Source organism: Limimaricola litoreus, assembly GCF_024159025.1.
Taxonomy (GTDB): domain Bacteria; phylum Pseudomonadota; class Alphaproteobacteria; order Rhodobacterales; family Rhodobacteraceae; genus Limimaricola; species Limimaricola litoreus.
On record NZ_JAMYXC010000309.1, the window covers coordinates 1 to 14,884 of the forward strand.

A 14,884-nucleotide genomic window follows, 5' to 3' on the forward strand; every position below is an offset into this window, starting at 1 on the left:
GGTGCTGGACGCGGCACGGCAACACGCGGCCGAGGCGCGCGCCGTCGCCTGACCCCGCCCCGGCGCTCAATCGAGCGGCGGCGCAGTGAACAGCGTGATCTTGAGCCCGCCATGCGGCACCGACGGGCCCCAGGGTTTCAGCGGCAGGCCCGTGGCGCGCGCCAGCCCCGGCTCGCTCGTCACGAGGCCGACGCGCCAGCCTTTGAAATTGCGCCGCAAGGTTTCGCCCAGCGCGGCGTGCAGCCCGTAGAGCAGCTTCTTGTTGCCGATGCGCCCGCCATAAGGCGGGTTGATCATCACCAGCCCCTTCGGCCCTTCGGGCGGGGCGGCGTCGCTGACGGCAGCGTGGTGAAAGGTCGCCAGATCCTCCAGCCCCGCCCGCGCGGCATTGGCCGCAGCACCCGCGACGGCGCCCGCATCCCGGTCCGATCCGGCAAAGCGCAGGCCCTCGGGGATCGCCGGCGTCGTGGCATCGCGCATCCGCTGCCAGCGCGCGGGATCGAAGCTCGCCAGCCGTTCGAAGGCGAAATCGCGCCGCGCGCCGGACCGGGCCTGCGCGGCGATCGCCGCCGCCTCGATCACGAAGGTGCCGGAGCCGCACATCGGGTCATAGACCGGCTCGCGCCCCTCATAGCCGCAGGCTCGCAGGAACAATGCGGCCAGCGTCTCGCGCATCGGTGCCTTGCCGACGAACTGCTTGGTGCCGCGCCGGTGCAGCGGCGCGCCCGAGCTATCGAGGCTGAAGATCACCTCGTTGTCCTCGATTCGCGCCTTGATGGCGATGGCCGTCGCATCGGCCTTATCCGCCTCGTCGCCGCCTTGCGCGATCACCGCGCCAAAGGCTTCGAGCGCGGTCTCGATGCGCTGCTTGGCAGCACCCGCGTGGTAGATCTTGGAGCGGCGGCAGACCACGTCGACGCGCACCGTCTCGCCGGGGCGCAGCACATCGCTCCATGGGAACTTGCGCGCGCGCTTGTCCAGTTGGGCGAGGTGAAAGGCCATGAAGCCGCCGAGCCGCACCAGCACCCGGCCCGCGCCGCGCAGTTCGAGGTTGGCGCGCCAGACCTCCTCCCAGCCACCGCGCGTGGTGACGCCGCCGGGTACGGGGGCCGGATCGGCAAAGCCCTTTTCGCGCGCCTCGTCGGCCAGAAGCCGTTCCAGCCCCGGCGGGGCCTGCAAAAAGATCTCGAATATGCTGTCGGTCATGCGCGACCCATAGCGGCAACGAAGCCCTGCCGCGACGGGAATCTCGCGCCCGGCACGCGGCAGCGCTCGATTCCCGCCGCGCCGCAATTGCGGTCAGCGCCGCGGGAGGACGCACAAATATGGGGCGATACGCGCACTGCCTCGCGATTGCGCGGCGTCACGGGGCATTTGCCGTTCGATCGGACGCGCGTCTTTCGTTTCTTGCGGCAGCCCTTTGCGGGATCGTCGAAAGGAAAATGCGGGTGAATGGAGCGGATACGGCCTGGATCATCTCGGCCACGGCGCTTGTGTTGTTCATGACCCTGCCGGGTCTGGCGCTGTTCTACGGCGGGCTCGTGCGCGTTCGCAACGTGCTCAGCGCGTTCATGCATTCGGGCCTACGACGCGGCCTCTTGAGAGCGCACCCCCGCAGGCTAGATCACGCGGCGCGGCTCCCAAGGGGCCGCGCCGTCATCATTTTCAGGGGGCATCCATGAAAACCGCCAAGGACTATCTCGACGAAGCCAATGCGCAGGTTACGCGCATTCCGGCCGAGGAAGCGATCAAGAAGCATGGCAGCGACGCGCTTTTCGTCGACGTGCGCGATTCGGGCGCCATCGCCAAGACCGGCAAGATCAAGGGCGCGCTGCACGCGCCGCGCGGCTTCATCGAGTTCATGGCCGACGAGAACAGCCAGTACCACGATCCGAAGTTCCGCAAGGACGCCGATATCCATCTCGTCTGCGGGGCAGGCGGGCAGGCGGCGCTGGCGGGCAAGACGCTCAAGGAAATGGGCTTTCAGAAGGTCACCAACATCGGTGGCATCGGCGACTGGAAGGAAGCCGGCGGCCCGATGGAGGAGTGATCCGCCACAACCGCTCAAGGGACAAGGGCCGCGCCAATGGCGTGGCCCCTTCGCGTTTCAGATGTTCATCGCCCGGAACGGGCGTCAAATATTCATCGCGCCGACCGAGCCGCCATCGACGCGGTAGGCCGAGCCCACGGTAAAGCTGGCGCGGTCCGAGCACAGCAGCGCGATCACCGGCGCGACCTCTTCGACCTTGCCGCGGCGGCCCAGCGTCAGGAAGGGGCGCTCTTCCTTCAGGAAGCTCTCGATCGCCTCGTCCATGCTCACGCCCAGCTCGTCGGCGCGCTTTTCCATCATCCCGTCGGTCATCGGTGTCTCGATGAAGGCGGGCGAGACGGTGTTGAACAGCACGCCCTTGGGCGCATAGGGCATCGAGACGCATTTGGTAAAGTTCAGCAGCGCCGCCTTGGCCGCGTTGTAGACCGCCTCGTCGGCATAGGGCTGCACCGCGTTCTCGGAGGTCACGAAGACGACCCGGCCCCAGCCCTTCTCGACCATGCCCGGCACAAGCGCCCGGCTCAGCCGGACGGCGGACATGAAGTCGATCTCCCAGGCCTCCATCCAGTCCTCGTCCGTCATCTCCAGCGGGTCGCCCTTGGCGCCGGTGACGCCCGCGGCATGAACGAGGATGTCGCAGCCGCCCTCTTGCTCCAGCCGCGCCTTGAGCTTGGCGATCTGGCCGGTGTCGGTCAGATCGGCGGCCATGGTGCCCGCCGCACCGCCGACGGCGTCGTCGGCCTTCTTCAGCGCCTCTTCGTCCAGGTCGGTCAGGAAAGGGTGCGCCCCCTCCTGCTTGAACAGCTTGGCCACTTCGATGCCCATGCCGCCCGAGCCGCCGGTGATGAGGGCGCGCTTGCCCTTGATGCCGAGATCCATGTGTCGCTCCGTTTTCGCTCCGGGGGGTGGGCCGGTCGTGGCCCGTTGCGGGCACAAGAGGCAAAAACCCCACTTGTTCCCCGGCGATACGTCGCACTTGATGGAACCGGCAGGCCCGCCGGCCTGTTCGCGTGACAGGTAATGAGGACCAACATGACGCAGGACAGAACGCCGGCGGCGGCATCGGGCAATCGCTGGGGCGCGCGGCCCGAGGGCGGCGGGCAATGGCATTTCGGGCTCTGGGCCCCTTCGGCCAAGGAGGTCGCGCTGCGGCTCGGCGACGAGGACAGCCCCATGAGCCGCGGGGACGACGGGTTCTGGACCGCCACGGCCAAGGCCGAGGCGGGGCAAGACTATGCCTTCGTCATCGACAGCGAGGCGCGCCCCGATCCGGCGGCGCGGCAGCAGGCGGGCGACGTGCACGGCCCCTCCCGTCTCGTCGATCCGGGTGCGCGCGACTGGCGCGGCGACTGGTCCGGGCGGCCTTGGGAAGAGGCCGTGATCTACGAGATGCATGTCGGCACCTTCACCGAAGCCGGCACATTCAAGGCCGCGGCCGAGAGGATGCAGGAGCTGGCCGATCTCGGCATCACCGCGATCGAGCTGATGCCGGTGGGCCAGTGGCAGGGCGCGCGCGGCTGGGGCTATGACGGGGTGCTGCCCTTTGCGCCGCATCCCGCCTACGGCACGCCCGAGGAAATGCAGGATCTCGTCGAGGCGGCGCAGGCGGCAGGGATGATGGTGATCCTCGATGTCGTCTACAATCACTTCGGCCCCGACGGCGCCTATCTGCACGCCTATGCGCCCGAGTTCTTCGAGGAGGAGCGCCACACGCCCTGGGGCGCGGCCATCGACTTCACGCAGGAGGCGGTGCGCGGCTTCTTCATCGAGAACGCGCTGCACTGGCTGCGCAACTACCGGCTCGACGGTCTCAGGCTCGACGCGGTGCACCAGATCATCGACCCTTCGCCGCATCATTTCCTGGTCGAGCTGGGCGAGCGGGTGGACTCGCTGGATCTCGACCGTCCCATCCACCTGATCACCGAGGACGAGCGCAACGAGCCCGAGCTGCGCGACACCGGCTGTTACGTGGCAAGTTGGAACGACGATTATCACCACGCGGTGCACACCGCGCTCACCGGCGAGAGCGAGGGCTACTACGCCCCCTTCGCGCATGACCCGATCGGCGATCTGGTGCTGGCGCTGACCCGCGGCCATGTCGAGGAAGGCCAGCCGCGCCACGGCAAGGAGACCCGGCGCGGGCGGCCCGCCTCGCACCTGCCATGGACCGCCTTCGTCAACTCCAACCAGACCCATGACCAGGTCGGCAACCGGGCGCTGGGCGAGCGGCTCATCTCGCTCACCGATCCGCGCGGCGCCGAGGTGGCGCATGCGATGCTGCTGACCTCGCCCTTCATCCCGATGCTGTTCATGGGCGAGGAAGTGGGCGAGACCGCGCCCTTCCTGTTCTTTTGCGATCACGAGGGCGAGCTGGCCCGCCTCACCCGCGAGGGGCGGCAGCGCGAGTTCAAGGACTTCCTCAGCTTCGGCGAGGAGGTGCCGGACCCCAACGCCAGGGAAACCTTCGAGCGGTCGCGCCCCTTCCAGGGCGACGCTGAGACCATGGAGCACTGGCGCGATCTCACGCGGCGCTTGCTGTCCTTGCGCGCCGAGCGCATCGTGCCCCTGATGACATCGGGCCGCGCGGGGCCTGCGCGGGTGGCCCGAACGGGGCCTCGTGCGCTTTCGGCGCTGTGGCCCTTCAAGGACGGCTACGTGGTGGCGCGGATCAACCTGGGCTCTCCGCCCGACACGCCGCCGACCGCCGAGCCGCACGACTTCGCCATCGGCGATCCCGCCGCCGATCCCTTTGCCTTTGCCCTGATCGTGAGCCGCAATTGATGACCGACCCCAAGCTTCCCCGCGCCACATATCGCCTGCAACTGCGCGAAGGAGTGGATTTCGACCGTGCGCGGCGGCTCGTGCCCTATCTGTCGGGGCTCGGCATCAGCCATCTCTACCTGTCGCCGGTCTTCACCGCCGCCTCCGGCTCGACCCATGGCTACGACGTGACCAACCCCGCGGAGATCGACCCCTGCCTCGGGGGGCGCGAGGGCTTCGAGGCGCTGGCGCGGGACTGCCGCGAGGCCGGGCTCGGGATCATCCTCGACATCGTGCCCAACCACACCGCCTTTCACCTCGAGAACCCCTGGCTGCGCGACGTGCTGCGCCACGGTCAGGACAGCCGCTTTGCCCGGCATTTCGACATCGACTGGGCCAAGGGGCGGCTGGTGCTGCCCTTCCTCGGCCAGCCCTTCGACGAGATGCTGGAGGCGGGCGCCTTCCGGCTCGAGGAGGGCGAGGAGGGGCCGCAGCTCGCCACCGAGCATTTCGCCATTCCCATGGCGCAGGGCACGCTGCCCTCCGAGGAGATGCGCCGCGATCCCGAGGCGATCCGCGACACCCATGCAGCGCAGCCCTGGCGGCTGACCCATTGGGAATACGAGCGCGACGGCGTCACCCATCGACGCTTCTTCAACGTCACCGGGCTGATCGGCATGCGGGTCGAGGACGAGGCGGTGTTCGACGACATGCATGCGCTGCTGTTCGACCTGCTCGACAAGGATCTGGTACAGGGCATCCGGCTCGATCACATCGACGGGCTCGCCGATCCCGCCGCCTATCTGCGCCGCCTGCGGGACAAGGTGGGCGACACGCCCGTCTGGATCGAGAAGATCCTGACCGACGACGAGACCGTGCCCGCCTCCTGGCCGATCGAGGGGACCACCGGCTACGAGGCGGCGCGCGCCATATCGCGCATCCTCACCGATGCCGAGGGGCTGGGGCGTCTCGACGAGGTCTGGCGCCGCGAGACCGGGCGCGAGGGCAGCTTTCACGACGCGCTGATCGCGGCCAAGAACGAGGTGATCCGTCAGGAGCTGGCCGCCGAGATGCACCAGCTCATCGACATGGCGCGCAGCGCCATGGGCCCCGAGGACGCGCTCGAGACCGGCGACGAGGCGCTGCGCGAGGCGGTGATCGCGCTGCTCGTGGCCTTCCCGCGCTACCGCACCTATTTCGCCGAAGGCGAGGCGCCCTCGGACGAGGAGCGCGCGCTGATGGAGAAGGTCGCAGCCGAAGCGGGCGAGGGGCTGCGTTCGGATGCGACGGTGCAGCGCATCGCGCGCTATCTCACCGACCCCGAGACGCCCGAGGAGCGCGTGCTGCAGACCCGCTTCCAGCAGGTCACCGGTGCGCTTCTGGCCAAGGCCCATGAGGACACGGCGGGCTTCCGCTGGAACCGCTACATCGCCGCCAACGAGGTCGGCGCCGACCCCGACGCACCGACCATCGAGGTCGAGGAGCTGTCGGGCTGGCTGCAGCGCCGCGCGCCCTCGGAGATGACGCTGACCTCGACGCATGACACCAAGCGGTCCGAGGACGCGCGGATGCGGCTCGTCGCCATCAGCCACCTGCCGGAGGCCTTCCTCGCGCTGTGGGAGCACAGCGAGACCGTCGAGGGCGCGCAGGAGATCGACCCGAACCTGCGCTGGTATATCCTGCAGACGCTTCTGGCGATGTGGGAGGAGGGGCGCGGCGACATCGCCGAGCGGCTAGGCCAACATGTCGAGAAGGCGATGCGCGAGGCCAAGGAGGTCACCACCTGGACCCACCAGAATCAGGAGGCCGAGGCCGCCGCCCAGCGCTTTGCCGCCGCCCTGGCGGCAAGCTGGGCCCGCGAGATGCCCGCGGGCGCGGGTCAGCTCATGGCGCGCGGCGAGGTGCTGTCGCTGGCGCAGACGGCGCTGAAGATGGTCATGCCCGGCATTCCGGACATCTACCAGGGCACGGAGGTGGGTGCGTTCCAGCTCACCGACCCCGACAACCGTATGGCGGTGGATTTCCGCGCCATCGCAGAGCTTGCCACGAAGGGCGCGCCCGATTGCTTCGCGCATGAGGTGCCGCTGGACGAGATCCCCGGCGCGGTCGCCACCGATGGTCCGGACCCCGAACCCGCGCCCGGGATTGACAGCTTCGCCGGGCGCAAGGCGCGGCTGATCTGCGCCGGGCTGGCGCTGCGCCGCCGGATGCCGGGGTTCTTCGAGACGGCGGAGGTGCGGATCGAGGCGCCCGGCCCCGATGCGCTGCTCTTGACCCGCGAGGGGGCGGAGGGCCGGCTGGAGCTGCGCATCGACCGGCAGGGCCACGGCATCGACGCGGCCCCGGGGCAAAGCCCCGTCTGGCCGCACAGCGAGGCCGATCTCGGCGCGGCGGTGCGGCTCGACTGGATTCCGGCCCAGGGCTGACGCAGCGTTCCCCGGGGGGAACCCCGGGGCCGCTGCGGCGTTGCCGCAGGAGCCCCAATCTCGTGCGGGGCAATCGCGCGTGCTCGCATTCCATGTTTTCATTCTCCGGCACGACCTCCCCCGTGCCGGTCATCCGCGCCGCTCGCCCCGGAGCGCCGCCACGGAGTTCAGACATCCAGATGGCCAAGGACATCCACCCCAACCTGCCCGCCTTCGACCTCGCCGCCTCGCGCTCGGATGCGCTGGGCGCGAATTATGACGGCTACGGCACCAATTTCGCGCTGTGGTCGGACAATGCCACCTGCGTGCAGCTGTGCCTGTTCGACGACGAGGGCAAGGAGCAGATCGCCTGCCTCGACCTGCCGCGCATGGAAGGCGGCATCTGGCACGGCTACCTGCCCGATGTCGGGCCGGGCCAGGTCTATGGCTACCGCGTGCATGGCCCCTGGGCCCCCGAGGAAGGCCACCGCTTCAACCCCAACAAGCTGCTGCTCGATCCCTATGCCTGCGAGATCATCGGCGAGATCAAGTGGGACCCGGCGCTGTTCGGCTACACCCAGCCGGGCGACGACACCGAGGGCCCCGATCCGCGCGACAGCGCCCCCTTCATGCCCAAGGGCGTCGTGGTTGACACCGAGTTCGACTGGGAGGCGGATAGCGCCCTGCGCCGCCGCTGGCAGAACGGGCTGATCTACGAGACCCACGTCAAGGGTGCTACCATGCGCCATCCGGGCGTGCCGGAGGAAGACCGCGGCACCTTCGAGGGCCTCGCCTCGGACGCCTTCATCGATCACCTGACCCGGATCGGCGCCAGCGCGGTCGAGCTTCTGCCGATCCACGCCTTCGCCAATGACGGGCATCTCGTGGACAAAGGCCTGTCGAATTACTGGGGCTACAACACGCTGTCCTTCTTCGCGCCGCACAAGCCCTATCTGAAGTCGGGCTTCTACCGCGAGGTGAAGCAGGCGGTGAAGAAGTTCCACGCCGCCGGTCTCGAGGTGATCCTCGACGTGGTCTACAACCACACCTGCGAGGGCAACGAGATGGGGCCGACCCTGTCGTTCCGCGGCATCGACAACGCGTCGTATTACCTGCTTTCGCCCGAGAACAAGCGCCACAGCTACGACACCACCGGCACCGGCAACACGCTCAACGTCGAGCATCCGATGGTGCTGCGCATGGTGCTCGACAGCTTGCGCTACTGGGTGCAGGTGATGCATGTCGACGGCTTCCGCTTCGACCTCGCCTCGACGCTGGGCCGCGAGGCGATGGGCTTCGAGCGCGAGGGCTCGTTCTTCGCCGCCATCCGTCAGGACCCCGTGCTCTCAACCGTGAAGCTGATCGCCGAGCCCTGGGACATCGGCGACGGCGGCTACCAAGTCGGCGGCTTTCCCTGGCCGTTCCGCGAATGGAACGACAAGGCGCGCGACGACATCCGCGCCTTCTGGCGCCGCGACAAGGGCCTCGTGCCCGCCATGGCCGAGCGGCTGACCGGCTCGCCGGTGCAGTTCAACCACAGCCACCGCCCCGCGACCTCCTCGATCAACTTCATTGCCGCGCATGACGGCTTCACCCTGTGGGACACGGTCTCCTACAACGAGAAGCACAACGAGGCGAATGGCGAGGATGGCCGCGACGGCCATTCCAACAACCTTTCCGACAACATGGGCGTCGAGGGGCCGACCGACGACGAGACCGTCAACGAGAGCCGGGTGCGGCGCGTGAAGGCGATGCTGGCGACACTGCTGATGAGCCAGGGCGTGCCGATGCTGCTTGCCGGCGACGATTTCGGCCAGAGCCAGGATGGCAACAACAACGCCTATTGCCAGGATAATGAGATCACCTGGCTCGACTGGGAGAACGCGCGCGACGAGATCACCAGCGCGGTGGCCGAGCTGATGGCCTTTCGCAAGGCCGAGGGCGGCCTCGCACGGCTGCGCTTTGCGCGCGCGCCTGAGGATGCGCCCGATGGCGGCCCGACCGTGACATGGCGCCACCCCGAGGGGCGCTCCATGGAGCCGGGCGACTGGGAGAACCCGGAGCTGAGCTGCTTCGGCATGCGGCTGGTGCCGCATAGCGACGGGCGCGAGGTGATGGTGGTGCTGAACTCGGGCGACAATTGCGAGTTCAAGCTGCCCAAGGGTGGCTGGCGCCGCGCCATCGACACCACGCTCGACCCGGTGAGCTGCGACGTGGCCGAGCAGGGCAAGGTCGGCGTCGGCTGGCAGTCGGTGGTGGTCTGGGTGCCCGACCACGAGGCCGAGGTCGAGGACGGGGACGAAACCGAAGCGCAGGACGAGGCCGCCGCGCCCGCCGGCGACGAGACGGCAGGGACCGAGACCTCCGCCTGAACCGCACCCTGTCATCACGACGGCAAAGGGCCGGCCCGGATCACCGGGCCGGCCCTTCTCATGCCATGTCTCCAGCGATGCTGCTTCAGCCCATAACCTCTTCGGAGGTCGAGGGATGCACGCCCAGCGCCCGCTGCATGGTCTCGCGGTCGGGCCGGTGCAGCAGCATCTGCGCCGCCCAGGCGATCGCCTCATGCGCGCCCTCGGCCACCAGCGACACGGAGGTGATGGCCGTCTCGGAGCCGCCCAGGCCCCAGTAGTCCTGCGGCGCATCCGCGCGCAGCGCCGCCGAGAGCGGCGAGAGCGTCGCCTCTTCGAAGATCGTATCGGCCGAGGGCTGGCCGACCTCGCCCACGGGCGGCAGGACGAAGGCGGTGGTGGCGACATGGCGCAGATCCACCGGGTCGCGATGCGTCCCGAAGAGCTGCCGCGCCAGCGTCTCGCCATCGCTGGAGGCGACCGGCGTCAGCGGCAGCCGGTCGGCGCAATCGCCTACCGCGTGCAGCCCGGGCAGCGAGGTCTCGAAGGCCGCGTCGATCTTCAGCACCCCCTTGTCGGTCAGCGCCACGCGCTCGGCCATGTCGCCCAGTGCCTCGAGGTTGGGGGCCCGGCCCGTGGCGGCGACGACCTGCTCGACGGTCAGCGTCGTCTCGGCATCGAGCACCAGCTCCAGCCCCTCCTCGGCCTCGCGCACCGCGTGGGGCGTGCAGCCGGTAACAATGCGGATGCCCTGGGCCGTCATGTTGGCCTGCCCGACCTTCGCGGCCTTTTCGGAGAACTCGGTCAGCACCCTGTCGGTGTCGGTCACCAGCGTCACCCGCACGCCCATGGCGGCATGGATCGCCGCCATTTCGCAGCCGATGTAGCCGCCGCCGATGATCGCCATGGAGCGGGGCAGCGCGGTCCAGTTCAGCACCGCGTCGCTGTCGCAGGTCAGATGCGCGCCCTCCATCTCGGGTTTGACAGGGTGGCCCCCCGTGGCCAGCACGATGCGCGGCGCGTGCAGCCGCTGGCCCGAGATCGTGACCTCGCCCGGGGCGGTCAGCTTGGCGCTGTCCTCGATCAGCCGCACCCCCGCCTCGTGCAGCGTTTCGCGGTAGCTCTGGCGGATGCCGTCGAGCTTTGCGCCGCGTGCGGCGCAGAGCTTTTCCATGTCGACCTGCGGTGTGGGGCCGAGCAGGCCCGCCCGCGTCAGCCCGGCGCCGCAGTGCAGCGCGTCGGCGACGGTCCAGAGCATCTTCTTGGGGACGCAGCCGCGATTGACGCAGGTGCCGCCCAGCTCGGCCCGCTCGATCAGGGCGATCTTGCGGCCCATGCCGGCCGCGTGCCGCGCAAAGGAGAGCCCGGCCGAGCCTCCGCCGATGACGATGGCGTCATACTCCGTATCCATGGGGCGCTCCTGTGGTTTGGTTTCGGAGGCAACCGGCGGTGCGGGGCCGGGGTTCCGCGCGGGCGCGGCGCGGCGGAACCCCGCCTGCGCGGGCGGGGCGCGGGGAACCGGGACAGGCGCACTCCGTTTGGCCCGGAAGACAGCCCGAACAGGGAGATCCCCCATGAGCGAACCCAAGCACATGCCCGGCCAGTCCCAGGACACCATGCCGGGCAACGAATACGAGATGACGCCTGCACCCGATTACACCCCGCGCCACCCCGGCGTCGGCAAGCTGAAGGGCAAGGTCGCGCTCGTCACCGGCGGCGACAGCGGCATCGGCCGCGCCGTTTCGGTGCTTTTCGCGCGCGAGGGCGCCAAGCTTGCCATCGCCTATCTCGAAGAGGATAAGGATGCCGAGGAGACGAAGCGGCTGGTCGAGGAGGAAGGCTCCGAGGCGCTGCTGATCCGCGGCGACCTCGGTGAAAAGGCGCATTGCGAGGCGGCGGTGGCCAAGACGGTCGAAAAATACGGTCAGCTCGACGTGCTGATCATCAACGCCGCGCAGCAATGGCTCGATGACGGGCTCGAGGACATCTCCGAAGAGCGCCTGCGCCGGACCATCGACAGCAACGTGATGCACCCGATGTTCATCACCCAGGCCGCGCTGCCGCATCTCAAGGAGGGCGACGCGGTGGTCTACACGACCTCGGTCAACGCCTTCAAGGGCAACGCCGGCCTCGTCACCTATTCGACCACGCGTGGCGCGACGCTGGCGCTGTCGCGCTCCATGGCCAATGCGCTGGCCGAGAAGGGCATCCGCGTCAACGCCGTGGCGCCGGGGCCGATCTGGACGCCCTTCATCCCCGGCTCGATGCCGCCCGAGATGGTCGAGGGCTTCGGGGAGAACACGCCGCTGGGCCGCCCCGGCCAGCCCTGGGAGGTGGCCACGGCCTATCTCTTCCTCGCCTCGTCGGACGGCAACTACTTCACCGGCCAGACGCTGCATCCCAACGGCGGCAAGATCGTCGGGGCCTGAGGGGCTGGATCACAGACGAAAGGGGCGCCCTCGGGCGCCCCTTTCTCGTTCTGAATGGCTTCAGGCCTAAAAATCCACGTCGACGCCGGGCAGGTCGAGCGCACGCATCATGTCGCGCAGCTCCTGGCGCGCCGCGACGTTCGAGATGTTGAGATTGCTCACCCCGATGTCGCGCAGGTCAAGCAGCGTCAGACCCCGCGGGAACAGCTCGCGGAAGATCACCCGCTCGTTGAAGCCGGGGGCGGCGCGAAAGCCGATCCGCTCGGAGAGCCGCGCCAGCGCGCTTTCCATCTTCTGCTTGTTGACCATCTGCTGCGCGCCCAGCCGGTTGCGCAGCACCACCCAGTCGATCGGGTCGAGCCCGGCCTGCGCGCGCAGCTGCCGCGCGCTCCAGACCATCTCGGAATAGACCGAGGGGCCAAGGATCGTCTCGCCGTCATTGTCGATCCGGGCCAGCAGGTCGAAGTCGATGAAGCTATCGTTGAGCGGCGTGACCAGCGTGTCGGCCAGCGAATGCGCCACTTGGCTGAGCCGGGTGTGGCTGCCCGGGCAGTCGATCAGGATGAAGTCGCTGTCGTCCTCGAGCTGCGCCACCGCGGCCGAGAGGCGGTGATCGGAGGCGTTCTCGCCGGGTTGCAGGCTCGCCATGTCGATCTCGGGCAGCTCGACATGGGCGGGCGAGGGCAGGGACAGCCCCGCGCGCTCGCAGTAGCGGCGGCGGTTCTCGATATAGCGGCCGAGCGATTTCTGCCGCAGGTCGAGGTCGAGCGTGCCGATCTTGTGCCCCATCCGCGCGAGCGCGGTGGCAACATGCATGGAGACGGTGGATTTGCCCGCTCCGCCCTTCTCGTTGCCCACGACGATGATATGCGCCACGTGTCCCGTCCCTTCCGGCGGCAAGATGCCGTTCCCGCACTGCTTTCCGGGGTAGGGGATGGCCGTTCCCCGCGCAAGTCCCGCGGCTCCTAGCAAGGCCGGCCCATTGACTTGTGCGGCTTTCGGGTCCATCTGCCTTCCAGACCGAAAGCGCATGGCCCGCGTGAGCAGCCGCGCCGCCCCGCGATACGCGCAGGCGCCCGCACCGCTTTCGGATCTCTGAGGTTCCCAATTCACGCAAGGGGCCGCGTCCTGTCGGCGTCTGGGCATTCGGCCCGGCGTCAGTGCAAGGGCGCAACCCGACCGTCGGCCCGCATTCCGCGGGTCTGCGCCCATGCCGCGGTGCGTCTTGCGCCGCTTACAAGGATGCACATGGATTTCGACATGCTGGGGCTCGCGCCCCGTCTCGTTTCCGCCCTCGCCGAGCAGGGCATCACCGACCCGACCCCGATCCAGACCCAGGCGATCCCGCACGCCATGAACGGCCGCGACGTGATGGGCCTCGCCCAGACCGGCACCGGCAAGACGGCGGCCTTCGGCCTGCCGATGATCGACCGGCTGATGAAGTCGGGCGGCAAGCCCGCGCCCAAATCCGCCCGCGCTCTGGTGCTGGCGCCCACGCGCGAGCTGGCCAAGCAGATCGCCGACAACCTGACCGCCTACACCAAGGGCAGCCATCTCAAGACCGTCCTCGTCGTGGGCGGTGCCGGGATCAACGGCCAGATCAAGCGCATGGAAGGCGGCTGCTCGCTGCTCGTCGCCACGCCGGGTCGGCTGATCGACCTTCTGGACCGCCGCGCCGTGAGCCTCAGCCAGACCGAGTTCCTCGTGCTCGACGAGGCCGACCAGATGCTCGACATGGGCTTCATCCACGCGCTGCGCCGGATCGCCCCGCTGCTGCCGAAGGAGCGGCAGACCATGCTGTTCTCGGCCACCATGCCGAAACAGATGGAAGAGCTGGCCTCGGCCTATCTCACCGATGCGGTGCGCGTGCAGGTGAACCCGCCGGGCAAGGCCGCCGACAAGATCGACCAGTCGATCCACTTCGTCGCCAAGGCCGCCAAGACCGAGCTTCTGACCGAGCTTCTGGACAAGCACCGCGATGAGCTGGCGCTGGTCTTCGGCCGCACCAAGCACGGCATGGAGAAGCTCTCCAAGCAGCTCGCCGCCGCGGGCTTCGCCGCCGCCGCGATCCATGGCAACAAGAGCCAGAGCCAGCGCGAGCGGGCGATCCGCGACTTCCGCGAAGGCCGGGTCCGGGTGCTGGTCGCCACCGATGTCGCGGCGCGCGGCATCGACATTCCGGGCGTGCGCCACGTCTACAACTACGAGCTGCCCAACGTGGCCGAGAACTACGTCCACCGGATCGGCCGCACCGCGCGCGCCGGGGCCGATGGCGCGGCGATCGCGCTTTGCGCGCCCGACGAGATGGGCGAGCTGAAGGACATCGAGAAGGCCATGAAGGCCGCGATCCCGGTGGCCTCCGGCACCCGCTGGGACCCGGTCGCGCCCGAAAAGAAGAGCGGTCGTCGCGGAGGCGGTGGCGGCGGTGGCCGTCGCTTCGGCGGTGGTGGCGGCGGGGGCAAGCCCGAAGGCGCCGCGAAGCCCGGCGGTGCGAACCGCCGTCGCCGGCCCGCACGCAAGGCGGCCTGAGACACGAGAACGCCGCCCCGAGGGGCGGCGTTCTTCGTTTCGGCCTTCGCGTGGCGGCTCAGAGGTCGAGATCGACGCCGGAGGTGTCGCACGGTGTGCCGAGCAGCCGCTCGCGCAGCGCCACGCTCTGCGCGGCGGTGACGACATCGAAGCCGCCGCTCGCCGCGCGGGCGCGGTGCTTTTCGGCCAGCGCCCCGCCGGGGCGCGCCGCCTGCGCCGCGCCGAAGGAGGCGGCGATGCCCGACCAGGGTGCCGTGCGGGTCAGCTCGTCCCATTGCGCAACCAGTGCGGCCCCGCGCCCCTCGTTCAGCGCCTGCGCGACGAGCTTGGCATTGGGGGCGAGCGCCCAGACCTCGAGAT

The 14,884-nt window shown here is 69.2% G+C and carries 11 protein-coding genes and 1 pseudogene; 7 read left to right on the forward strand and 5 right to left on the reverse strand.

From position 1 onward, the window contains the following. Window positions 1-66: 66 nt before the first annotated feature. Window positions 67-1,206, reverse strand: a complete 1,140-nt coding sequence (locus NHG85_RS18745; protein WP_253335253.1) for a THUMP domain-containing class I SAM-dependent RNA methyltransferase — start codon at window positions 1,204-1,206, stop codon at window positions 67-69. 242 nt (window positions 1,207-1,448) lie between these two features. Here NHG85_RS18745 and NHG85_RS18750 point away from each other — a divergent pair. Together NHG85_RS18750 and NHG85_RS18755 are read left to right on the forward strand one after the other, a co-directional pair. Continuing rightward, window positions 1,449-1,577: pseudogene (locus NHG85_RS18750) on the forward strand (ammonia channel protein); the annotation flags it as partial. 101 nt (window positions 1,578-1,678) lie between these two features. Next, window positions 1,679-2,050 carry a rhodanese-like domain-containing protein gene (locus tag NHG85_RS18755; RefSeq protein ID WP_253335254.1) on the forward strand — a complete coding sequence of 124 codons (372 nt, stop codon included), beginning with the start codon at window positions 1,679-1,681 and terminating at the stop codon, window positions 2,048-2,050. Between the two features lie 84 nt (window positions 2,051-2,134). Here NHG85_RS18755 and NHG85_RS18760 read toward each other — a convergent pair whose 3' ends face one another. Next, a complete protein-coding gene (locus NHG85_RS18760; RefSeq protein ID WP_253335256.1) occupies window positions 2,135-2,929 on the reverse strand; it encodes an SDR family NAD(P)-dependent oxidoreductase in 795 nt (264 codons plus the stop codon). A 153-nt stretch (window positions 2,930-3,082) separates the two neighbouring features. Here NHG85_RS18760 and treZ point away from each other — a divergent pair, with 153 nt between their 5' ends. From treZ to glgX, 3 genes are all read left to right on the forward strand, one after another. Then, window positions 3,083-4,831 (forward strand): malto-oligosyltrehalose trehalohydrolase, encoded by a 1,749-nt coding sequence (gene treZ, locus NHG85_RS18765; RefSeq protein ID WP_253335257.1) that lies wholly within the window; start codon window positions 3,083-3,085, stop codon window positions 4,829-4,831. Then, window positions 4,831-7,236 carry a malto-oligosyltrehalose synthase gene (gene treY, locus NHG85_RS18770; protein ID WP_253335258.1) on the forward strand — a complete coding sequence of 802 codons (2,406 nt, stop codon included), beginning with the start codon at window positions 4,831-4,833 and terminating at the stop codon, window positions 7,234-7,236. Before treZ ends, treY begins: the two co-directional genes overlap by 1 nt. A 179-nt stretch (window positions 7,237-7,415) precedes the next feature. After that, the gene (glgX, locus tag NHG85_RS18775) at window positions 7,416-9,587 is read left to right on the forward strand and encodes a glycogen debranching protein GlgX (protein ID WP_253335259.1); all 2,172 of its coding nucleotides are present in this window, start codon (window positions 7,416-7,418) and stop codon (window positions 9,585-9,587) included. Window positions 9,588-9,672: 85 nt separating this feature from the next. Here the strand turns inward: glgX and NHG85_RS18780 are convergent, their stop codons facing one another. Further along, a complete protein-coding gene (locus NHG85_RS18780) occupies window positions 9,673-10,977 on the reverse strand; it encodes a dihydrolipoyl dehydrogenase family protein (protein ID WP_253335260.1) in 1,305 nt (434 codons plus the stop codon). A gap of 163 nt (window positions 10,978-11,140) precedes the next feature. Between NHG85_RS18780 and NHG85_RS18785 the strand changes: the two genes are divergently transcribed. Then, window positions 11,141-11,995 (forward strand): SDR family oxidoreductase, encoded by an 855-nt coding sequence (locus NHG85_RS18785; protein WP_253335261.1) that lies wholly within the window; start codon window positions 11,141-11,143, stop codon window positions 11,993-11,995. A gap of 66 nt (window positions 11,996-12,061) precedes the next feature. Here NHG85_RS18785 and NHG85_RS18790 read toward each other — a convergent pair whose 3' ends face one another. Next, the gene (locus tag NHG85_RS18790; protein WP_253335262.1) at window positions 12,062-12,871 is read right to left on the reverse strand and encodes a division plane positioning ATPase MipZ; all 810 of its coding nucleotides are present in this window, start codon (window positions 12,869-12,871) and stop codon (window positions 12,062-12,064) included. Window positions 12,872-13,243: 372 nt separating this feature from the next. Here NHG85_RS18790 and NHG85_RS18795 point away from each other — a divergent pair, with 372 nt between their 5' ends. Next, a complete protein-coding gene (locus NHG85_RS18795) occupies window positions 13,244-14,524 on the forward strand; it encodes a DEAD/DEAH box helicase (RefSeq protein WP_253335264.1) in 1,281 nt (426 codons plus the stop codon). A gap of 58 nt (window positions 14,525-14,582) precedes the next feature. Here NHG85_RS18795 and NHG85_RS18800 read toward each other — a convergent pair. Beyond that, on the reverse strand, window positions 14,583-14,884 hold a 302-nt coding region (locus tag NHG85_RS18800), incomplete at its 5' end, for a hypothetical protein (protein ID WP_253335265.1).